The sequence below is a fragment of the Pseudomonas sp. StFLB209 genome, from assembly GCF_000829415.1.
Classification (GTDB): Bacteria; Pseudomonadota; Gammaproteobacteria; order Pseudomonadales; family Pseudomonadaceae; genus Aquipseudomonas.
The window spans coordinates 4,911,910-4,935,310 of record NZ_AP014637.1 but is presented as its reverse complement, the minus strand read 5'-3'; the positions used below and the strand labels follow the sequence as shown (position 1 = coordinate 4,935,310).

Here is a 23,401-nt window from a genome sequence, read left to right as displayed (position 1 = left end):
ACGGCTCCAAGGCAGAGCGAGGTGAATAACGCCGCAGGCTAAAGCCGGCAGCCCATGTGTGCCGACATCCATGAGTCAGGGCGCATCAGGCGGCGCACGGCTCCCACCTGTCTGCGCAGGTATCGGGAATAGGGAGCCGCTGGCAGGGTTTGAGCGAACGTGCAGCGAAATATCGCGAACGTCTGGCGTCATGCCCTGTCACAAACTTTACGGAATGCCTCTCTGCGACTGCTTGACTGTTCAAGGAAACAGCCAGCAGCGGCAGATTGTCGCAGAGCTTATTTGTTATTGATTGATTGTTCAATATAAAAAAGGTAGGCTGAATTTCGTTAATCACGGCCAGCCATGGCCTGACCTTTGGCGGCCCTATGCGCCGGTGCACTGCACCGCACGAATGAGAAATCGCGCCTGAGTCCTGGCTCCTTGCATCTGGATCAGGACGCGAATCGCCAATCAACCATTTGCCTTGCGAGAACCCTATGGCCCGTTTTGAAACGCAAAAACTCTATATCGATGGCGGTTATGTCGACGCCAGCGGCACCGAGACCTTTGACGCCATCAACCCAGCCAACGGTGAAGTCCTGGCCAAGGTGCAGCGCGCCACTGCCGCTGACGTTGACCGCGCGGTAAAGAGCGCCGAGAAAGGCCAGAAAATCTGGGCCGCGATGACCGCGACAGAACGCTCGCGGATTCTGCGCCGCGCCGTGGACATCCTGCGTGAGCGCAACGACGAGCTGGCTCAGCTCGAAACCCTGGACACCGGCAAGGCCTATTCGGAAACCCGCTACGTCGACATCGTCACCGGTGCCGATGTGCTGGAGTACTACGCAGGCCTGGCGGTCGCCATCGAAGGTGAACAAATCCCGCTGCGTGACACATCCTTTGTCTATACCCGCCGCGAGCCACTGGGCATCACCGCCGGTATCGGTGCATGGAACTACCCGATCCAGATCGCCCTGTGGAAGTCTGCCCCGGCCCTGGCCGCCGGCAACGCGATGATCTTCAAACCGAGTGAAGTCACCTCCCTGACCACCCTGAAACTGGCCGAGATCTTCACCCAGGCCGGCCTGCCCGATGGCGTGTTCAACGTCCTGACCGGCAGCGGTCGGGATGTCGGTAGCGCACTGACCGAGCACCCGCAGATCGAGAAGGTCTCGTTCACCGGTGGCACCAGCACCGGTAAAAAAGTCATGGCCAGCGCGTCGGCTTCGAGCCTCAAGGAAGTGACCATGGAACTGGGCGGCAAGTCGCCGCTGATCATTTTCGCCGACGCCGACCTGGACAAGGCCGCCGACATCGCAATGATGGCCAACTTCTACAGCTCCGGTCAGGTGTGCACCAACGGTACTCGCGTATTTGTACCGACCGCGCTCAAGGCCGAGTTCGAAGCGAAGATTGTCGAGCGCGTCAAACGCATCCGGGTTGGCGATCCGACCATCGAGACCACCAACTTCGGCCCGCTGGTCAGCTTCGCGCACATGGAAAGCGTGCTGGGCTACATCGCCAAGGGTAAAGAAGAAGGCGCACGGCTGCTGATTGGCGGCGAGCGCCTGACTGAAGGTGCACTGGCACAGGGTGCCTACGTGGCGCCGACCGTATTCACCGACTGCAGCGACGAGATGACCATCGTGCGCGAAGAAATCTTCGGCCCGGTGATGAGCATCCTGACTTACGACAGCGAAGAAGAAGTCATCCGCCGCGCCAACGACACCGACTACGGCCTGGCTGCCGGTATCGTCACCCAGGACCTGACCCGCGCCCACCGCGTGATTCACCAGCTGGAAGCCGGTATTTGCTGGATCAACGCCTGGGGTGAGTCGGCCGCGCAAATGCCTGTCGGTGGCTACAAACAGTCCGGCGTCGGTCGTGAAAACGGCATTTCGTCTCTGGCGCAGTACACCCGCATCAAGTCGGTGCAAGTCGAGCTGGGCGACTACGCGTCCGTCTTCTGAACAACGCGATATTGAGTAACCGCGCAAGGAGCGACCTTGGTCGCGAAGGGGCCGTATCAGGCGCTACATCTCTAGCGCCTTCAAGTCCGCCTTCGCGAGCAAGCTCGCGCCTACAATTGCCCCATGATAGAGGACGCATTTTATGTCCCAAGAATACGATTACATCATCATCGGTGCCGGCTCGGCCGGTAACACCCTCGCCGCTCGCCTGACCGAAGACCCTGGTGTCACGGTCCTGCTGCTCGAAGCCGGCGGCCCTGACTACCGCCTCGACTTCCGCACCCAGATGCCGGCAGCACTGGCCTTTCCGCTGCAGGGCCGACGCTACAACTGGGCCTATGAAACCGATCCTGAGCCACACATGAATAACCGGCGCATGGAGTGCGGTCGCGGCAAGGGCCTGGGTGGCTCGTCGCTGATCAATGGCATGTGCTATATCCGTGGTAACGCCATGGACCTCGACCGCTGGGCTCAGCTGCCGGGCCTGGAAGACTGGAGCTACCTGGACTGCCTGCCCTACTACCGCAAGGCCGAAACCCGCGACATCGGCGCCAACGACTGGCACGGTGGTGAAGGTCCAGTGAGCGTGGCGACGCCCAAGCCCAACAACAACCCGCTGTTCGCCGCGATGGTCGAAGCCGGCGTGCAAGCCGGTTACCCGCGCACCGAAGACCTCAACGGCTACCAGCAGGAAGGCTTCGGTCCGATGGACCGCACCGTGACCCCGAAAGGTCGTCGTGCCAGCACCGCCCGTGGCTATCTGGACACCGCCAAACAGCGCGACACCCTGACCATCGTCACCCACGCCATGACCGACCGCATTGTGTTCAACGGCAAACGCGCCAGTGGCGTGCGTTACCTGATCGGTGACAGCAGCGCTGTTCATGAAGCCTGGGCACGCAAAGAAGTGCTGCTGTGCGCTGGCGCGATTGCCTCACCGCAGATCCTGCAGCGCTCCGGCGTCGGCCCGGCCGAACTGCTGGAAAAACACAATGTACCGGTGGTCCACGACTTGCCGGGGGTCGGCGAAAACCTGCAAGACCACCTGGAAATGTACATCCAGTACGCCTGCACCCAGCCGGTCTCGCTGTACCCTTCGCTGTTGTGGTGGAACCAGCCAGCCATTGGCGCCGAATGGCTGTTCAACGGCACCGGTATCGGCGCCAGCAACCAGTTCGAGGCCGGCGGTTTTATCCGTACCCGTCCCGAGTTCGAATGGCCGAACATCCAGTACCACTTCCTGCCCGTGGCGATCAATTACAACGGCACCAACGGCGTCAAGGAACATGGCTTCCAGGCCCACGTCGGCTCGATGCGCTCGCTGAGCCGTGGCCGGGTGCAGATCAAGTCAAAAGACCCGCACGAGCATCCAAGCATCCTGTTCAACTACATGGCGACCGAGCAGGACTGGCAGGAATTTCGTGATGCGATCCGGATTACCCGCGAGATCATTGCCCAGCCGGCACTGGACGCTTACCGTGGCCGCGAGATCAGCCCGGGCCTGGAGGTCAAGACCGACGAGCAGCTCGATGCGTTCGTGCGTGAACACGCCGAAACCGCGTTCCACCCGTCCTGCTCGTGCAAGATGGGCACCGACGATATGGCAGTGGTCGATGGCCAGGGCCGTGTCCACGGCCTGCAAGGCTTGCGGGTCGTCGATGCGTCGATCATGCCGGAGATCATCACCGGCAACCTCAACGCCACCACCATCATGCTCGCCGAGAAGATCGCCGATCGCATCCGTGGTCGTCAGCCGCTGCCGCGCAGCAACGCCAAATACTTCAAGGCCAACGGCGCCCCGGTACGTCGCGCGCCTATGCGCAAGACTGAACACACCGACGGCATCCCGGCTCTGGAAGCAGTGCAGGAAGCTGTTGTAGCGCCAGAGCCGGTCACCCAATAAACCCCGGCGTCGCGTAGCAAACACGGAACCCCGTAGGAGCAGCTTCAGCTGCGAAGCCTTTCGCAGCTGAAGCTGCTCCTACGGGAAGGCCTATACCGCCCCCGTCGTCGGTATGCCGCCCAGACCAATGTCGCTCACAGGATGTCTACGCCACTGCGGCCGTGGCAATCCCAGATGCTCGCGTAACGTGCGACCTTCATAGCGCTCGCGGAACAGCCCGCGCTGGCGCAGGATCGGCAGCACCCCTTCGACAAAAGCATCCAGCCCTTCAGGAAAATGCGCCGGCATCAGATTGAAACCGTCGGCGGCTTCGTTCTCGAACCAGGCAATCATCTCGTCCGCCACCTGCTGAGCGGTGCCCACCACAATCCGGTGCCCCCGTGCCCCGGCAGCCAGGTGACAGACCTGACGCAGGGTCAAACCGTCCTTATGGCTCATGTCGAGCAGCAACTGCGCACGGCTTTTCATGTTTTCCGGTAGCGGCAGCTCCGGTAGCGGCTGGTCCAGGTCGAAACCGCGCACGTCATGCCCCAGCCGATCGCTGACCAGCGCCAGCGCGGCGTCAAGGTCATTCCACTGCTGCAGCCGTTCGAAATGCTCCAGCGCCTCACTCATGGTGCGGCCGATGATCGGCATGATGCCGGGCATCACCACACAGTGGGCGGGGTCACGGCCCTGCCCGGCCGCCTGGCGTTTAAGGTCGCGGTAGAAGGCCTGGGCGCTCGGCAGGTCCTGCTGGGCGGTGAATACCACCTCGGCAATCCGCGAAGCCAGCGCCATGCCCGGCCCTGACGAGCCGGCCTGAACCAGCACCGGATGGCCCTGCGGCGCACGGGTCAGGTTCAACGGACCCGCAATATTGAAGAACTCGCCCTGGTGATCCAGGCGGTGCATCTTTTCGCTGTCCAGGTACACACCGCTTTGCGCATCGCGCACATAGGCTTCGTCCTCGAAGCTGTCCCACAAGCCGCGCACCACATCAACGAACTCTTCGGCCTGGGCATAACGCCGCTCATGGTCAGGGTGCTTGCCCAGGCTGAAGTTCGCCGCGCTGTCGTAGCCGGTGGTCACCACGTTCCAGCCTGCCCGGCCGTTGGAAATATGGTCCAGCGTGCCGAACTGCCGGGCAATATTGTAAGGCTCGCCATAGGTCGTGGAGGCGGTGGCGACCAGGCCAATACGCTCGGTGACCATCGCCAGCGCACCGAGCAGGGTCAGCGGCTCGAAGCGCACGATCATTGAGGGCGGCTCCTGCGGGCCGGTGACCAGCTTGTCGCCGAAAAACACCAGGTCCAGGCAGGCCTGCTCAGCGCTTTCGGTCAAGCGTCGGACCAGCGCGAAGTTTTCGCTGCCGCTCTGCGCGCCAGGGTAGCGCCAGCCAGAGGCGTGATGACCGGCGGCCTGAATGAACAGGCCCAGTCGCATGTGTTTGGGGGTATGACTCATAAGGTGTTCCGCAGCGATGTGACCCAGATCAACCGGCTATATCCTTAGCGCTCAAGGTTATAACAGGGCCGAATATATAAAACGCGCAATGATAAATAAACGTGATGATTCTGGCTATTGGGGGGCCTTCATCGCAGCCTCGCTGCCTGGCATCCGCGGGCCAGAGCCCGGGCAGCTGAACTTTCTAAGCTAATTCCAATTAATTATTGGATTGGCATTTTTTATAACTTCAATATCTCTTCGCCGGATCCTGGCAGCGTGCCCAGCCCTCCGTGATTGCCCTGCATTTCATCTTTACATGCAGCGGCGCCAGCCAAATTCATGAATTGAAGAAGACTCGTCATGGCTCATAAAACGTTCATTCGTCCTTTGCTCACCGCGCTGGCAGCTTCTCTGCTGGCCTTGAATGTCCAGGCAGCTCCATTGGTGGTCGGTTACCAGACCGGTGTCGACCCCAGCAAGGTGCCGCAGGCTGACGGCGTCTATGAAAAAGCCATTGGCGAGAAGATCGACTGGCGGCGCTTCAACAGCGGCCCGGAAGTGGTGACCGCGCTGGCCTCCGGCGACGTCCAGATCGGCAACCTGGGCTCCAGCCCGCTGGCCGCCGCCGCTTCACGCAAGCTGCCGATCGTGGCCTTCATCGTCTCGGCACAGATCAACTCCGCCGAAGCGTTGGTGGTCCGTAATGGCAGTGGTATCAACAACCCGCAGGAACTGGTCGGCAAGACCATCGCCACCCCGTTCGTGTCCACCTCGCACTACAGCCTGCTGGCCGCCCTCAAGCAATGGGGCCTGGAAGGCAAGGTCAAAGTGGTCAACCTGCAACCGCTGCAAATCGCCGCCGCCTGGAAACGTGGCGACATCGACGGTGCCTTTGTCTGGTCGCCGGCCCTGGGTGAAATTCGCAAGACCGGCAAGGTACTGACCGATGCCGCAGAAGTGGGCCGTTGGGGCGCACCCACCTTCGAAGTCTGGGTGGCGCGCAAGGACTACGCCGAAAAACATCCAGAAGTGGTGGCCAAATTCGCCAAAGTCACCCTCGACTCTTTCGCTGACTACGCCGCCAACAAGGCCAAATGGACCGCTGATTCAGAACAGGTGAAAAAGATCGCCAAACTGACCGGCTCCAACGCCGAAGACGTGCCCGATCTGCTGGCCGGCTCTGAATACGCCGACGCCCAGACCCAGCGCTCTGCCGCATTGCTCAGTGGCGGCACGGTCGACGCCGTGGCCAAGACCGCCGCGTTCCTCAAGCAACAAGGCAAGGTCGAGACCGTACTCAGCGACTACAGCCCCTACGTCAGCGACAAATACATCCAGTAGGACTAATGCTGATCAGTTAAGGGCAGCGCGGTCCGTTAACTGATCGGCATTATCCAGTAGGACCGGCTTTAGCCGGGAAGCTTTAGCTAAGAAGCTTTAGCCGCGAAGCTTCAGCCGCCAAACCAGTCGATCACAAGGGAGGCCCCATGGCCCTGCTGCAACTTGAACGCGTCAGCGCTCATTACCCTGGCGCCGCCGAGCCGGTGCTGGCCGACATCTCGCTCACCCTCGGTCCTCAGCAGTTGCTGGTGGCCCTTGGGCCATCGGGCAGTGGCAAGACGTCCCTGCTGAACCTGATCGCCGGTTTCGTAGCGCCCAGCAGCGGGCGGATCACGCTCGATGGCGTCCCGGTACAAGGCCCCGGCGCCGAGCGCGGTGTGGTGTTCCAGGATGACGCCCTGCTGCCCTGGCTCGATGTGCTGGCCAATGTCGGCTTTGGCCTGCAACTGGCCGGCGTGGAACGCGCCCAGCGCGAGCAGACCGCCCGGCAGATGCTGGCACTGGTGGACCTGGCTGGTTTCGAAACGCGGCAGATCTGGGAGCTGTCCGGCGGTCAACGCCAGCGCGTTGGGCTGGCCCGCGCACTGGCGGCTGATCCACGGGTGTTGCTGATGGACGAGCCATTCGGTGCCCTCGACGCGTTCACCCGCGAACAGGTTCAGGAACTGCTGCTGACCATCTGGCAGCGCACCCACAAGCCGGTGCTGCTGATCACCCACGACATTGAAGAAGCGGTATTCCTGGCGACCGACCTGATTCTGCTGGCGCCCTCGCCTGGCCGAATCGATGAGCACCTGAAACTCGACTTTGGCCAGCGCTACGCCGCTGGCGAGCCGGCCCGGGCGATCAAGTCCGACCCTGCCTTCATTGCCACCCGCGAGCACGTGCTTGAGCGGGTGTTTTCACAACGCAGCGCCAGCGCGCGCAAGGAGCTCGTATGAGTGGCGCGCAGATCAGCCAGCAAAGTCTGGCCCGAGCCTCCACCCAGTCGGCAGACAATCCACCCCGCGCAAGCGCAAGACTGGGCATCCGGACCATTTCGGCGTTGACCTTCAGCGCACTGTTGGCGCTGTGGTGGGCGGTCACTGCCGCACAGTTGATCGAGCCGCTGTTTTTACCCTCTCCTGCTGCCGTGCTGCAAAAAGCCTGGTTGCTGGCCACCGAGGGATACATGGAGTCGACCCTTTGGCAGCATTTGGGCGCCAGCCTGCAGCGTATCGGCCTGGCGCTGGTGGCAGCGGTGGTGTTTGCCATCCCGGTGGGCATCGCCATCGGCCATAACCGCGTAGCACAGGGCATTCTCGATCCGTTGATCGAGTTCTACCGGCCTATTCCGCCACTGGCTTACCTGCCGCTGATCGTGATCTGGTTCGGTATCGGCGAGTTCTCCAAAGTGCTGTTGATCTATCTCGCGATCTTCGCGCCGATTGCCATTGCCACGGCCACCGGCGTGCGCAACGTCGACCAGACCAAAGTGCGTGCCGCGCAGTCATTGGGCGCCACCCGCCGGCAGTTGATCCGCCATGTGATCCTCCCGGCCGCCTTGCCAGACATTCTGATCGGCATCCGGATCGGTCTGGGGGTTGGCTGGTCGACACTGGTGGCCGCCGAGCTGATTGCCGCCACCAACGGGCTGGGCTTCATGGTCCAGTCGGCCGCGCAGTTTCTGGTCACGGAAGTGGTCGTGCTGGGCATTCTGGTGATCGCCCTGATCGCCTTCGCCATGGAGCTGGGCCTGCGTGCCCTGCAACGCAAGCTGGTGCCCTGGCATGGGCGCGGCCATTGAACGAGAGAACCTGCATGAGCCTGCAAATCACCCCCATCAGCCCGGCCCTGGGCGCCCGTGTCACCGGTGTCGACCTGAGCTTGCCATTGAGCGCCGACCATCACCAGCAGCTGCATCAGGCATTGCTTGACCATCAGGTGCTGTTTTTCCGTAATCAGCCGCTGCAGCCGGCTTCCCAGGCGCGGCTGGCCGCGTACTTCGGTGACCTGCATATCCACCCGATCTACCCCAATGTGCCTGAGCAACCTGAAGTGCTGATCCTCGACACCGAGCGCAACGACCTGCGTGACAATGCGCTCTGGCATTCGGACGTCAGCTTTCTCAAAACGCCGGCGCTCGGTGCCGTGCTCAGTGCCAAACAGGTGCCGCCCTACGGTGGCGACACACTTTGGGCCAGCAGCAGCGCGGCGTATGACGGGCTGTCTGAGCCACTCAAGCGCTTGCTCGACGGCCTGACCGCCACCCACGACCTGAGCAAATCATTCCCTGAATCGCGCTTTGCCGTGACCGATGAGGAGCGGTCGCGCTTCGAAGAAGCCAAGCGGCGCAACCCGCCCAGCAGCCATCCGGTGGTGCGTACCCACCCGGTCACCGGCCGCAAGGGGCTGTTCGTCAATGAGGGGTTCACCACGCGGATCAACGAGCTGCCTGAGCTTGAAGGCGACGCCATCCTCAGGTTGCTGTTCAGCCACGCCACCCAGCCGCAATACACCGTGCGCTGGCAATGGCAGAAGGACGACGTAGCGTTCTGGGACAACCGGATCACCCAGCACTTCGCCATCGACGACTACCGCCCACAACGCCGCATCATGCATCGCGCCACGATTTTGGGGGATGCGCCATTCTGAAGGACTCCCCTACCAGGCTAATACCAACACTGGTTAATTAGACCGGTGGGAGCTGGCTTTCCGGGGTGCCGGACCACAACGAAGACGGTGGCACATTCGCAGCAAATGCTTTGACTTTACCGACCTCTTCGCGACCAAGGTCGCTCCTACCGTGGCCATAAAGCACTTAAGCTAATGCCAGTGGCCTGACCGCCAAGGTGCCCTGCAAACGCTCTGCAGGGCACAATCCAGAAGCCTCGCTTTGAATCGTTTCACCTGTCCACACCATCACTTCGCCCAACTAAAACCGACCAGCGGTCAGATCGCCAGCTTGCTACGGTTTTCCCGGCACTTTGACACTTTCGTCAGCTTTTACACCTGCCCTGGCTACCCTCCAGCGACCGCTCGTCATCCGAACGGGATCCATTTCTTTGCTATACCCAACTAAATCACAAGGAGAACGGCCACCTTGGGCCACCTGTAAAAGCCACACACATTCGTTCTACATGCCGGGCCTGCGGCACTGACCCGCCGAGGCCGTAGTTGTGCAGTCAAAGGAAGGCAGGATCTGTCATGGACAATATCGTAGTCGCCGATAAAGCCTCATCCACTCTGTCCGCTCAGCAGTGGGGCAACCTGCAGCTTCCCAGACCCGGCGTCGTGCAGATGCCCGTTGCCCCTGGCCAGGTGGCATCGGTGGCGCGCAATGGCCAGGATCTGGTCCTCACGCTTAAATCCGGCGAACAGATCACCATCGGCAACTTCTTTGCGACCACTGCCGAAGGTGTGGGCAGCGACATCGTGTTCCAGGGTGAAGACGGCGGCCTCTGGCAAGCCAACTACAGTGCGCAGAACTTCAATGGCTTCAGCTTCACCGAACTCTCATCCATTGACACCCTGGTCGCCAGCGCCGGGGTGGTCAGCGGTGCCACCCAGACCTTTGCGATTGCCGGCCTTGGCGTGCTGGGTGCCGGTGGCGCGGCTGCGGCGGCTGGCAGCAGTGGCAGTGGGGACGGCGGTGGATCGGATGGCAGCACCGCCCCACCCGCCTCGCCCGACAATCTAAGCCTCTCCGATGACGGCGCTACCCTGAGCGGAACCGGCATGTCCGGCGCGACGGTCAGTGTCTGGGACGCCAACGGTAATCTGCTGGGTTCCGGCCAGGTCGGTGCAGACGGCAATTTCAGCGTGGAGCTCGACCCGCCGCAGACCAATGGCGAACCGCTGCTGGTGGATCAGGTTGACCCGGCGGGCAACTCATCGGGACAGGCACCGGTCAGTGCCCCGGATACCACTGCACCTGACGCACCGGGTGATCTGCTGTTGAGCAGCGATGGCCTGACCCTGAGCGGTACAGGTGAAGTCGGTGCCAGCGTAATCATTCGCGCTGCAGACGGCAGCGTATTGGGCTCGGCCGTGGTGGCCGATGACGGTACGTTCAGCGTGGCCTTGAGCAGTGCGCAATTGCCTGGCACCCGCCTGCTTGCCGAGCAAGTGGACGCCGCCGGCAATGTGTCGGCTCAAACAGCATTCGAAGTGAGCAATCCTGACGCCCTCGCCGCCCCGGCCAATCTAAGCCTCAGCGCAAACGGCCTGACCCTCAGCGGAACCGGCCAGGCGGGTGCCACGGTAACGGTCCGGGACGCTGCTGGCGCGGTACTGGGTAGCGCCCTGGTGGGCACTGATGGCAATTTCAGCGTGACGCTCAGCAGCGCCCAACTCAATGGTGAGACGCTATCGGTCGGCCAGGTGGCCAGCGACGGACAAGCTTCAAGCCTGGCGGCACTGACTGCCGCCGACGTCACGGCGCCTGCCGCGCCGGGCAGCCTGCAATTGTCTGCCGACGGTCTGACCCTCAGCGGGCGCGGTGAAGCGGGTGCCACGGTCAGCGTGCGCGCCGCCAACGGTACGTTACTGGGTACTGCACTGGTCGCCGCCGATGGAACCTTCAGTGTGCCGCTCAGCAGTGCCCAGTTGCCGGGCGCCAGTCTGTCAGTCAGCCAGACGGATGCCGCTGGCAACACTTCGCTGCCGGTTCCAGCCAATCCGGTGGATCCAACCCAGCCTGGCGCACCGGGCAACCTGAGCCTGAGTGCCGATGGCCAGACCCTGAGCGGCAGCGCCCTGGCGGGTGCGCGGATCACCGTGCGGGGCGCCAATGGCGCCGTACTGGGCAGTGCCGTGGCCAACCCCGACGGAACGTTCAGCGTCGCCCTGAGCAGTGCCCAGCTCAATGGTGAAAGCCTGGCAGTGACGCAAACCGATGCCCAAGGCCGCACCTCATCGGCAGCCAGCCTGAGTGCCAGTGATGTTACCGCGCCAGACGCCCCGGCAAGCCTGGCGTTCAGTGCCGACGGCAGTCAGCTCAGCGGCCGTGCCGAGCCGGGCAGCCGCGTGACGGTGCGCAGTTCAAACGGCACTGAATTGGGCAGCGCCGTGGTCAGCCCTGACGGGACATTCACCATCGAATTCAGCACACCTGTGGCAACAGGTGAAACGCTGGGCATCAGCGTCAGCGACCGGGCCGGCAACACCAGCGCCAGCGACCCGCTGATCGTGCCCAGCCCGACCGATAACACCCCACCTGCCGCCGCCAGCAACCTGGTCATCAGCAGCGATGGCGTCCAGTTGAGCGGTCGTGGCGAAGTGGGCGCCCGGGTCGAAGTGCTCGATGCCCAGGGCAACCTGATCGGCAGAGGGGTCGTTGGCCTTGATGGGCAGTTCAACCTGAGGTTGAGTCCAGCCCCTGACGCGGGCGAAACCCTGAATGTGAGCCTGACCGACTCGGCAGGCAATGTATCGCTCAACACGCCCGTCAGCGCGCCCGTCGCAACACCACAGCCCGAGGGGCTGAGCAATGTGGAAGTTGCCAGCGACGGCCTGACGGTAACCGGGCGCGGCAGCGCAGGCCTGCGAGTGTTCGTGCGCAGCGCCGGACGCACATTGGGGTCGGCGGTCATTGCCAGCGACGGCGCCTTTACGGTCGCCCTCGATCCAGGCCAGACCGATGGCCAGGCGCTGGACGTGGTTGCCGTCGATGCGGCCGGTAACAGCACCGCCAATGAGGTGATCCTTGCACCAGACACCTCGGTGCCCGATCAGGTCACCGACCTCGTGATCAGCCCCGACGGCGCCCGGCTGTCCGGTCGCGGTCAGGCGGGTGCCAACGTCAGCGTCACGCTCAATGGCGCGCCACTGGCAGGTGGAGTGGTTGCCGCCAATGGCACCTTCGTAATCACCCTGAGCCCGCCAGTAACCCAAGGCACAGAGCTCGCGGTGATTCAGACCGAGGCATCCGGCCAATCCTCCGTGGCCGCGCCCGTCACGGCCCCTGACGACTCCGGCCCGGTGGCTGTGCAAAACCCGCAGATCAATCTGCAGGGCACCCAGGTCAGCGGCTCCGGGGTGGCCGGCACCACCATTGAGGTGCGTGATGCCCAGGGCAATCTGCTCGGCAGCTCGGCGGTGGCCAACGACGGCACTTACACCGTGCCGCTGAACACCCCGCAAACCAATGGCCAGGCTCTGAGCGTGGTGGTCATTGGCGCGAACGGCAGCGAGTCGATTCCTGCGCCGCTGACGGCCATCGACAGCACCGCGCCGGACCAACCGGGCGCTGTCGCAATCAACCCTAACGGGCTGCTGCTCAGCGGCACGGGCGAGCCCGGCGCGGCAGTGACCGTCAGCGACGCCCAGGGCCTGACCCTCGGCACCGCCCAGGTAGGAGCGACCGGAACATTTTCCGTAGCGCTGTCCAGCGCCCAGACCCAAGGGCAAATCCTGCAAGTGACCCTGACCGATGCGGCGGGCAATGACTCCACTGCGCTGGCGGTCACCGCACCGAGCAATCTGGGCAACCTGCAACCGTCCGGGCTGAGCCTGGACAGCACCGGTTTGGTGCTCAGCGGCAATGGCCAGGCAGGCTCGACCGTTACCGTAAACGGGCCAGATGGCACGGTGCTGGGCACGGCGCTGGTGGCGGCCGACGGACGCTTCACCGTCACCCTGAGTGCGGCGCAGAAAAATGGCCAGGAACTGAGTGTGGTGGCCAGCAACGCCGGGCAAACCTCCCAACCGGTTACCCTTGAAGCGCCTGATACCCAGCCACCCGCGGCAGTCACCGATCTGCAATTGAGTAGCGATCGCGCCACGGTTACCGGCAACGGTGAACCGGGTGCGACCGTCACCGTGCGCGGTGCCAATGCCGTAGTGCTGGGTAGCGCGCCGGTCAACCCGGACGGCAGTTTCAGCGTGACGCTGGCGCCAGTGCCTGATGCCAGTCAGACCCTGGCAGTGGTGCAGGCCGACCCGGCCGGCAATGTCTCGCCACCGTTGACCACTGGCGCGCAGGACAATACCCCGCCGGACGCATTGACCAACGTAGTGCTCTCGGCCAACGGCAGCCAGTTAAGCGGCAATGGCGAGCCCGGTGCCACCGTGACCGTGCGCAATGCGCAGAATGCCGTGGTGGGCAGCGGTGAGGTCGCCGCCAACGGCCGCTTTGAGTTCAACCTGAACACGGCACAGGTCAACGGCCAGGCCTTGACCGTGGTACAGACCGATGCCGCCGGTAATCCTTCGCCAGCCTTCAACATTACCGCGCCCGATATCCAGCCACTGCCGGCGCCCACGGATGTCAGCCTGGGCGACGATGGCCTGGCCCTGAGCGGTAATGGCACTGCCGGGGCGCAGATCAGCGTGCGCGATGCCGCGGGGCTGCAGGTTGGCCAGGGCATCGTCGCGCCCGATGGCCGCTTCAGCTTCGAGCTGGACAGCCCGCAGCTCAATGGCGAGCGTTTGCAGGTGGTACAGGTCGGCCCGAACCTGACCTCGGCGCCGGCCTTGCTGACCGCACCGGACAGCACCGCTCCGGACCCGGTGGACAATCTGCAGGTCAACAGCACCGGCACCCGCCTCACCGGGACCGGTGAAGCCGGCAGCACCGTCAGGGTCACGGCGGCCGACAACAGCGTGCTCGGCACTGCCGTGGTGGCTACCGATGGCAGCTTCACCGTCAATCTCAGCCCGGCGCAGGTCAATGGGCAATTGCTCAGCGTGGTGCAGACCGATGCCAGCGGCAATGCCGCCGATGCCCTGGATACCCGCGCCCCGGACCTCAGCGCGCTGGGGCAACCCACCGGGCTGGCCGTCGATGCCACCGGGCAGGTGCTTACCGGTAACGCGCCAGGCGGTGCCAGCGTTGAAGTCAGGTCAGCCGACGGCAGCTTGCTCGATTCAGCGCAGGTAAACCCCGATGGCACCTTCAGCGCCAACCTGGGCGCGCCGCTGCTCAATGGCGAGCTTCTCGAACTGGTGGTGATTGGCAACGATGGTCGCAGCTCGCCGCCACTGGCTTATAACGTGCCCGATACCTTGCCTCTGCCCGCCCCGACCAATCTGCTGATCAGCCCTGACGGTCTGCTGGTGTCCGGGATCGCAGAAACCGGCAGCACGGTCACGGTCAGCCGCAATGGAACCGAGCTGGGTAGCGCGGTGGCAGGCGCTGACGGCGTATTCGTCGTCCAGTTGAATACTGCGGCGCTGAGCAGCGACACCCTGGCATTGGTCGCCGCCAAAGGCAGCGAGGTCTCCGCGAGTGCTGCTCTTGCCGGCCCCGACCCCAGCACCATCGCGCCCCCTGCCAGCCTGGTGCTGTCGGCCGATGGCAGTGAGGTCAGTGGCCTGGCCACACCGGGCAGCACGGTAAGGGTCAGCAATGACGCCGGGCAGAACCTGGGCAGCTCGGCAGTCGTCGGTGCCGACGGCAGCTTCAGCGTGCAACTGAATCCTGTGCAGAACAACGGCCAGACCCTGCATGTGGTCGCCGTCGACAGCGGCGGCGCAGAGTCGGTGCCCGGCACCTTGACTGCCGCTGACACCACAGCGCCCGGCACGCCCGTTCAGGTGCTGGTCAGTGGCGATGGCAGCGCAGTCAGCGGGCGCGCTGAAGCCGGTGCAAGGATCTCGGTCAAGGACAGTAACGGGGTGGAAATCGGCTTTGCCACGGTCAACAGTGCCGGGCTGTTCAGCGTCGCCCTCGATACTCCACAGCGTGACGACCAACGTCTGTCGGTGACCGCGACCGATGCAGCCGGCAACACCTCGCAAGCCGCGACCGTCAACGCGCCAGACCTGCTGCCGCCTGCCGCACCGCTTGAGGTGGTGATAAACGCCGCAGGCACCGTGGTCAGCGGCAAAGGAGAACCGGGCAGCATCGTCCAGGTTCTCGATGCGCAAGGTGCGCTGCTGGCATTCAGCACCGTGTTACCGGCAGGCACCTTCCAGGTCAGTCTGCCTCAGGCGCAACTCAGCGGTGCGCCCTTGCAGGTGCAATTGCTCGACAGCGCCAATAACGCCTCACCGGCGGTCAATCTGGCGACCCTGGACCGCACCCCGCCCGCCCCGGTCAGCGCCACCGGGCTCAGCCCGGACGGTTCGCAACTGACCGGCCAGGGCGAGGCCGGCGCCACGGTCCAGGTGCGCGGCCCGGATGGCACGCTACTGGGCAGCGGCCTGGTGGCCGACAACGGCCTGTTCAGCGTGATTCTCAATCCAGCGCCCAATAATGGTCAGGCCCTGGCGGTGGTACAGGTCGATGCGGCGGGTAATACCTCACCGGCAGTGACGGTCGCCGCCGGTGATATCAGTGCGCCGGACCCGCTGAGCAACGTGGTGATCAACCGCGACGGCCAGACCGTCACCGGCAACGGTGAACCCGGCGCCACCGTGTATGTGCGGGCAGCGGACGGCAGCGTGCTGGGCAGTGCACTGGTGGCCGCTAACGGCGCGTTCAGCGTGAGCCTCGATACCGCGCAGATCAACGCGCAGACCCTCACGGTCAATCAGGAGGACCCGCCCGGCAACGAGGGTCCGTCGGTGGACATTACCGCACCGGACCTCACAGCCCCGCTGGCGCCCACGGCTCTGGCACTGAATGTCAGCGGCATTCAACTGAGCGGCAATGCCGAGGCCGGCAGCACCGTGACGGTAAGCAATGCCGCCGGTCAAGTGGTCGGCAGCGGCGTGGCCGCCGCCGATGGCAGCTTCCTGCTCAATCTGGAGACTCCGCAACTCGACGGCCAGGCACTGAGCGTCACTGCCCGCGACGGGGCCGGTAACGTTTCGACTGCCACGCTGCTGACCGCCAGCGACCGTACCCCACCGGCGCAGGTCACGGCCTTGAGTGTCAGCAGTGACGGCACCAGCCTGAGCGGTATCGGTGAAGTCGGCGCCCGCGTAGAAGTACGCAACGCCAGCGGCACCTTGCTGGGTAGTACCACGGTCAATGCTGACAGCACATTCAGCGTAGGCCTGAGCCCGGCCGCCACTGCCGGTAATGTACTCAGCGTGGCGCAGGCCGATGCCGCAGGCAACCTGTCGCCAACGGCCAGCGTCACCGCCCCTGGCAACCTGGCGCCGGATGTACCGGCCAATCTGCTGCTCGGCACAGATGGCCTGAGCCTGGCCGGCACCGGCAGTGTGGGCTCTACGGTGACCGTACGCGGGCCGGGGGGGAATGTATTGGGTACCGCGGTGGTCAACGGCGACGGCAGCTTTAGCGTGACCTTGAGCAGTGCCCAGCTCAATGGCCAGACCTTGAGTGTCAGCGCCCAGAGCAATGGCTTGAACTCCGCCGCTGCGGTCCTGACCGCTGATGACGTCACCGCGCCGGCTGCACTCACCGATTACCGCCTGGCCGCCGATGGCCTGACCCTGACCGGGCGCGGCGAAGCCGGTGCCACGGTGCAGGTCCGCGCGGCGGATGGCACCCTGCTGGGCAGTGCACTGGTCAACCCCGACGGCACCTTCAGCACTCAACTCGGCACGGCGCAGACCGCCGGCCAGCCATTGAGCCTGATCCAGACCGACGCGGCCGGCAACCCGTCGCTCGCGGTGACCTTGACCGCTCCAGACCGGGTGGCACCGCTGGCGGCAACTGACCTTGCGATCAACGACACCGGCACGGTTTTGTCCGGTAAAGGCGAAGCCGGCAGCACGGTCACGGTGACCAATGCCGCCGGAACCGTGCTGGGCAGCGATGTGGTCATGGCCGACGGCAGCTTCCAGGTGCTGCTGTCCAGTGCCCAGCTCGACGGCCAATTGCTGGCGGTCAGCTTGCGCGATGCGGCTGGCAATGTATCGCTGCCCTCATCGCTGCCCGCCACTGACACCACCGCCCCGCTGCCGCTGACCGAGCTGGCGATTGCCGGCAATGGCCTGACCATTACCGGGCGCGGCGAAGCCAACGCCACGGTCAGGGTATTCGACAGCCAGGGCAATCCGCTGGGCTCGGTTGAGATTGGGCCGACCGGCAGCTTCAGCCTGACCCTGAGCGCGCCGCAGATCGACTCGCAACAGCTGACCCTGACCCAGACCGACCTGGCCGGTAATGTCTCCCCCGCAGGCACCCTCACGGCCCCCGATGCCACCCCACCGGCAGCCCTCGCCACGCTGCAGATCAACAGCCTCGGCACCCTGGTCACCGGCAACGGCGAACCGGGTGCCACAGTTACGGTCAGCAGCGCTGGCGGCACGCCGCTGGGCAGCGCACAAGTGCTGGCCGATGGCAGCTTCAGCGTCAACCTGAGCAGTGCCCAGATCAACCTTGAAGTGCTCAGCGTCCGCCAGACCGATGCCGCCGGCAATGTCGGCCCGGCCCGCCCGGTCACTGCCCCGGACCTGACCCCGCCGGCAGCACCGACCAATCTGCAAATCAATGCCAGCGGTGACCTGCTGACCGGTCGCGGGGAGGCCAATACCGAGGTGCGCGTCAACCGTGCCGACGGCACCCTGGCCGGCAGCGCCACGGTCAACCCTGATGGCAGCTTCAGCGTCAGCCTGGCGGCGGGCTCATCCGATGGCAGCAGCCTGACGGTGATGCTCATCGACCCAGCGGCCAATATGTCGCCAGCGGTGGACCTGGCCACTGTCGATCGGGTTGCGCCGTCAGCGGTTACCAATCTGCAACTCGACCCGCTCAGCGGCTTGCTGACCGGCTCCGGCGAGGTCGGTGCCAGCGTGCAGGTCAGAGTCGACGGCACGCCGGTAGGCACTGCCCAGGTGCAGGCGGATGGTCGTTTCACGGTTGACTTGAGTGCGCTGGAGCTCGAAGGCCAGACCTTCAGCGTGGTTCAGAGCGACGCCGCCGGTAATCAGTCGTCAGCCCAGACACTGGTTGCGCCGGATCTGAGTGTGCCCGCAGTGCCCGCCAATCTGCTGCTGGATACCGACGGCCTGGTATTGACCGGCACCGGCCTGGCCGGCGCCACCGTGCAGGTCTTCAGCGCCAGCGCCAGCCTGCTCGGCTCGGCCACTGTGGATCCGGATGGCAGCTTTAGCGTGACCCTGGATACCGCACAGCTCAACGGTGAAATCCTGACCGTGCGCCAGACCAGCCCGGCCGGCGTGGTCTCGGCCGATGTGCCTTTTGAAGCTGATGATGTAACGCCTGCGGCGCCGGTCAGCGATCTGGTTCTCAGTACCAACGGTCTGATGTTGACCGGCAAAGGTCAGGCCGGGGCGGAGGTTCAGGTCCGGGTTGGCGGTGTTTTATTAGGTAGCACCACCGTCAACGCCGATGGCAGTTTCTCTGTGCCGCTCAGCGATGCGCAGTTGAACGGCGAAGTGCTGAGCGTGGTGCAGACCGATCAGTCCAATATTGCGTCTGATCCGTCAGTCCTGACAGCGCCGGACCTGATCGCGCCAGCACAGCCAACTGCCAACCCGATGGTCGACCCGCGCCTTCTGACCGGCACGGCCGAACCTGGCAGCACTATCACTGTGCGGGCTGCCGACGGCACGCTGCTGGGGACCGCGCAAACGGCAACAGGGGGCGACTACAGCGTCACGCTCAATGCCGACCAGACCAGCGGCGCGCCCTTGAGCGTGGTGGCCAGTGATGCGGCCGGCAATGCCTCGCCGGCCCTGACCATCGCCGGGCTGGACAGCACCCCGCCAGCGCCCATCGACCCTGCCACCCTGACCTTCAACAGCGCGCTCACCGTGCTGTCTGGCGTCGGTGAACCCGGCGCGACCGTGCAGGTCAGCCTGGGCGGCAGCCCCTTGGGTTCAGCGCTGGTCGCCGCCAATGGCACATTCAGCGTGCTTCTGAGCGGACCGGTCAGTGCCGGTGATGATCTGGACCTGATCCAGACCGATGCGGCGGGTAACGACTCGCCGGTGGCCAGCATTGACGTGCCGGCCCAACCGCCCACCGAAGCGCCCACCAATCTGGACCTTTCAGCCGACGGTACAAGGCTGAGCGGCCAAGGGCCGGTCAACGCGACCATTACCGTCAGGGCGCTGAACGGTGACTCGGTGGGCACCGCCCAGGTATTGTCCGACGGCACCTTCAGCGTGGCACTGGGCAGCGCCCAGACCAATGGTGAAGTGCTCTCGGTGAGCGCCAGCCTGCCACCGGCCAGCCCTTCAATTGCGGTCTACCTGACCGCTGACGACAGTACCGCTCCCGCGCCACTGGCCAATCTGCTGCTCAATAGTGAGGGCGTGCTGGTCACCGGCACGGGTGAAGCCGGTGCCAGGGTTTCGATCACCAACAGCACAGGCGTGGAACTGGGCAGTGGCGTGGTGTCAGCCGGCGGTGTATTCAGCATTACCCTGAGCAGCCCGCAACTCAATGGTCAGACGCTCAGTGCAGTGCAGACCGATGCTTCCGGGAACGCCTCCGAGGCTGTGGCGCTAAGCGCCCGCGACATTACTGCACCGCTGGCAGCCGGCAACCTGCAGGTCAATGCGGGCGGCACAATCGTCAGTGGCACCGGTGAAGCGGGTGCCCAGGTGCGTGTCAGCAACGCGGCCGGCACTGAGCTGGGCACCGCCGTGGTCACCAGCAATGGCACCTTCAACGTTACTTTGAGCAGCGCTCAGCTCAATGGCCAGGCCCTCACCGTCACCTTGCGCGACACAGCCCTCAATGTCTCGTTACCCGCCAGTGTCGCGGCGCCGGACAGCACTGCGCCGCTGGCCCCCACCAACCTGGCCGTCAATACCGCAGGCCTGGTGCTGACCGGTCTCGGTGAGGCCGGTGCCAGGGTCTATGTCAGCAGCCCGACCGGCGTGGCGCTGGGCAACGCACTGGTCGCTGCCAACGGCAGTTTTACCGTGCAGTTGTCCAGTGCCCAGCTGAATTTCGAGGCGCTGCGGGTCAGCCAGACTGACCCGGCCGGTAATGCTTCAGGGGTCGCCACGGTCAACGCGCCCGACATCACCGCCCCGGCCATTGCCAGCGGCCTGAGCGTGGCGGCCGGCGGCGCCAGCCTGAGCGGCTTCGGCGAGGTGGGTGCCGCCGTCACGGTGCGCAATGCCGCCAATCAGATTGTGGGCAGCGGCGTGGTAGGCAACAACGGCCAGTTCAGCGTGTCGATCGCTCCGGCGCAGATCGACGGCGAGCTGCTGAGCGTGCGCCTCACTGATGGCCGCAACAACACTTCCGACGTCGCGACCGTCACTGCCCCCGATCTTACCGCCCCCATCGCCCCGGCGACGGCGGTGATCAACGCCAGCGGCACCCTGATGACCGGCACCGGGATCATCGGTGACCGCATCGTGGTACGTGACCCGGCAGGCACTCAGGTAGGTAGCGCAGTGGTGGGCGTCAATGGCGCCTGGTCGGTGGTGCTCAATCCGCCGCAAATCAACAGCCAGCTCTTGCAGGTTACCCAGCTTGACCTGGCGGGCAACGTGTCTTCGGCCCTGCCGGTGACCGCCCCGGACCTCACCCCGCCTGGCGCGGCCACCGGCCTGACACTTGCCACTAACGGCCTGACCCTCAGCGGCAGCGCCGAGGCCGGTGCCACAATCACGGTGAAAAGTGCCGCCGGTGTGACCCTGGGTACGGCCACCGTGCAAAGCAATGGCAACTTCAGCGTGCCGCTCAATGCGGCGCAGATCAACGGCGAGGTGCTGAGCATCAGCGTCACCGACCGGGCTGGCAACCTGTCGCCAAGCGTGACCCTCACCGCTGCGGATATCGACGTGGACCGGCCAGTGATTGCCAACGACAACCTGGCCACCGCCACCGTCAATCTGGCCGCCGTGGCGACCCGCACCAATGCCACGGACAGTTTTCCGTCGGTACTGGGCCTTGGCTTTAGCCACACGTTCAACTTCAACGTGGCCAGCGGTACCACCGCAGCCCCGACCCTGACCCTGATCGACGGCGGCCTGCTGTCGCTGGGTACCCGTGCGGTCTTCACCTTGCAAGTCAAGGATGCCAGTGGTGCCTGGGTGACCCTCGGCACGGCCGGCAGCGGCGCGTTGATCAACCTCGATGTACTGGCCAGCAGCGGGGTGCGGTTGCAAGGCCCCAGCCTGTCGGCCGGCGAGTACCGCCTGACTTTACAAAGCAACAGCCTCACGGTGTTGACCACCATCAACAGCAACCTGCAACTGGATATCAACAGCCTGACCCAGTTCACCGGCACGGCAGGCGCTGCCGTGACCGGCAACGTGGTGACCGACCCCGGCCCGGACGGCAGTGTCGACACCACCGGTCCCGACAACGGCGCGGTGGTGCGTATCCAGAACGGCGGCGCCGGTTATGTGAATGCCGGCACCGGTACTGTGGTGCAGGGCTTGTACGGCAACCTGACCATCGATGCCCAGGGTAACTACAGCTACCGTGCCAACGGCACCGCCAGCAGTGTCGGCAAGGTCGATGTGTTCAACTATCAACTGGTGCACCCTAACGGGCTGAGTGATCCGGCGGTGCTGTATGTACGTATCGACAGCCCGCAGGCCACCGAGGTCTGGAGCAGTACCAACCTGGCGGCCCCGGCATTGCTGCTCGACGCCACCAATGATGTCGCCAGCAGCAGCCTGAGCCTGGGTAACCTGGTCACCACCGAAACCACCACGCTGGGCTCTGCCTCGACCCTGCTGGGAGGCATCAACGGCGCCTACACTTTCAGTGTCGCGAACAACACAGTCAGCGACCTGACCGTGCTGCTGAGCTCAACCAACTTGCTGGCGCTGCTGGGCAACACCACGCTGGAGGTCTACAAACTCAACACCAGCACCAACCAGTACGCACTGGTCAAGACCGTATCGGGCAGCAGCGTGCTCAATCTGGGCGGTGGTCAGTACGGCCTGACCCTGGACGACCAGACGCCTGGCAGTTACCGGGTCAACCTGCGCATCACCGGCGTCGGCCTGCTCAACACCGTAACCGTGAGCCTGGTCAACAGCGCAACGGCCACCAACCAGCAGGTGGTGACTGGCTCCACACCGGTGGTCGGCAACCTGCTGACCGACACCGCCGGTGGCGGTGCCGACGTACTCGGCTCGGCGCTCACCGTGCTCAGTGTAATGACGGCGGCCAATAGCTTTGTGCAGCCGGGCTACAATGGCACAACCCTGACCGGCACTTACGGCAATCTGTTGGTACGGCCCGATGGCAGCTACACCTATACGCTCAAGTCCGGCCTGACCTCCAGCGCCATCGGCAATGCCGACCAGTTCACCTACAAGCTGACCCACCCCAACGGCAGCAGTGATACGGCGACCCTGACCATCAACCTCAATCAGGCCGCCGGTGCGCGGATGGCACTGGCCAGCGACGACAGTGACCAGGCCAGCAACGCCCTGGCGCTGGCGGCTACGGCGCAGGTGCAGACCGGCACAGACGGACACGACACCCTCGATGGCTCGCAAGGCGGTGCAGTCAGCCTGCATGGCGGTGCGGGTGACGACACCTTGGTCATCAGCGACCTGAACTTCGCCGCGGTGGACGGCGGCAGCGGCACTGACACGTTGCTCTGGGCCGGCGGCGATGCCTCCATCGATCTGGGCAATGTCCAGGGCCGCTTGAGCAACATCGACATCATCGACCTGAATGGCGCCGACCGCAGCAGTGTGCACCTGACCCTTGATCTGGCCGACCTGGTGGCAGTCAGCGACACCAGCACACTGCAGATCAAAGGTGGCGAGCAGGACAGCGTGCACATGAGCGGCGACTGGGTTATGGATGGCAGACTGCTCGCTGATGGTCTTGAATTCAATCAATACACCCCTCAGGAGGACCCGACCCATCATCTTTGGGTGCAGAACGGCATACAGGTGGTTTGACGTCTGGATAGCAATAACGGTAAGGGATACCTGTGAAACAAGTTGATGTCTGCGTCACCCGCTCCGTCGCTGTCGTCCT

At 64.3% G+C, this 23,401-nt stretch carries 7 protein-coding genes and 1 pseudogene; 7 read left to right on the top strand and 1 reads right to left on the bottom strand.

The features are described from left to right. Positions 1-479 precede the first annotated feature (479 nt). Positions 480-1,952 carry a betaine-aldehyde dehydrogenase gene (gene betB / locus PSCI_RS22165; protein WP_045491120.1) on the top strand — a complete coding sequence of 491 codons (1,473 nt, stop codon included), beginning with the start codon at positions 480-482 and terminating at the stop codon, positions 1,950-1,952. 142 nt (positions 1,953-2,094) lie between these two features. Continuing rightward, positions 2,095-3,774: pseudogene (gene betA, locus PSCI_RS22160) on the top strand (choline dehydrogenase); the annotation flags it as partial. Positions 3,775-3,945: 171 nt separating this feature from the next. On the opposite strand, the gene PSCI_RS22155 reads toward betA, so the two are convergent. After that, entirely contained in the window at positions 3,946-5,301 is a 1,356-nt protein-coding gene (locus PSCI_RS22155) for an LLM class flavin-dependent oxidoreductase (RefSeq protein ID WP_045491118.1), read from the bottom strand. Positions 5,302-5,643: 342 nt separating this feature from the next. Here PSCI_RS22155 and tauA point away from each other — a divergent pair, with 342 nt between their 5' ends. The 5 genes from tauA to PSCI_RS22130 all read left to right on the top strand — a co-directional run bounded on the left by tauA (position 5,644) and on the right by PSCI_RS22130 (position 23,322). Next, the gene (gene tauA / locus PSCI_RS22150) at positions 5,644-6,624 is read left to right on the top strand and encodes a taurine ABC transporter substrate-binding protein (protein WP_045491116.1); all 981 of its coding nucleotides are present in this window, start codon (positions 5,644-5,646) and stop codon (positions 6,622-6,624) included. A gap of 146 nt (positions 6,625-6,770) precedes the next feature. Further along, positions 6,771-7,565: a taurine ABC transporter ATP-binding subunit gene (tauB, locus tag PSCI_RS22145; protein WP_045491114.1), complete on the top strand. Its 795-nt coding sequence runs from the start codon at positions 6,771-6,773 to the stop codon at positions 7,563-7,565. Beyond that, positions 7,562-8,410 (top strand): taurine ABC transporter permease TauC, encoded by an 849-nt coding sequence (gene tauC / locus PSCI_RS22140; RefSeq protein ID WP_045491112.1) that lies wholly within the window; start codon positions 7,562-7,564, stop codon positions 8,408-8,410. Before tauB ends, tauC begins: the two co-directional genes overlap by 4 nt. Before the next feature lie 14 nt (positions 8,411-8,424). Further along, positions 8,425-9,258 (top strand): taurine dioxygenase, encoded by an 834-nt coding sequence (tauD, locus tag PSCI_RS22135; RefSeq protein WP_045491109.1) that lies wholly within the window; start codon positions 8,425-8,427, stop codon positions 9,256-9,258. Between the two features lie 552 nt (positions 9,259-9,810). Next, positions 9,811-23,322 (top strand): BapA/Bap/LapF family large adhesin, encoded by a 13,512-nt coding sequence (locus tag PSCI_RS22130; protein ID WP_045491106.1) that lies wholly within the window; start codon positions 9,811-9,813, stop codon positions 23,320-23,322. The last annotated feature ends 79 nt before the right edge of the window (positions 23,323-23,401 follow it).

Excerpts from the sequence above, each read along its gene's own strand:
- tauC (WP_045491112.1), top strand. The coding sequence starts at position 7,562 with ATGAGTGGCGCGCAGATCAGCCAGCAAAGTCTGGCCCGAGCCTCCACC.
- tauB (WP_045491114.1), top strand. The coding sequence starts at position 6,771 with ATGGCCCTGCTGCAACTTGAACGCGTCAGCGCTCATTACCCTGGCGCC.
- PSCI_RS22155 (WP_045491118.1), bottom strand. The coding sequence starts at position 5,301 with ATGAGTCATACCCCCAAACACATGCGACTGGGCCTGTTCATTCAGGCC.
- betB (WP_045491120.1), top strand. The coding sequence starts at position 480 with ATGGCCCGTTTTGAAACGCAAAAACTCTATATCGATGGCGGTTATGTC.
- tauD (WP_045491109.1), top strand. The coding sequence starts at position 8,425 with ATGAGCCTGCAAATCACCCCCATCAGCCCGGCCCTGGGCGCCCGTGTC.
- PSCI_RS22130 (WP_045491106.1), top strand. The coding sequence starts at position 9,811 with ATGGACAATATCGTAGTCGCCGATAAAGCCTCATCCACTCTGTCCGCT.
- tauA (WP_045491116.1), top strand. The coding sequence starts at position 5,644 with ATGGCTCATAAAACGTTCATTCGTCCTTTGCTCACCGCGCTGGCAGCT.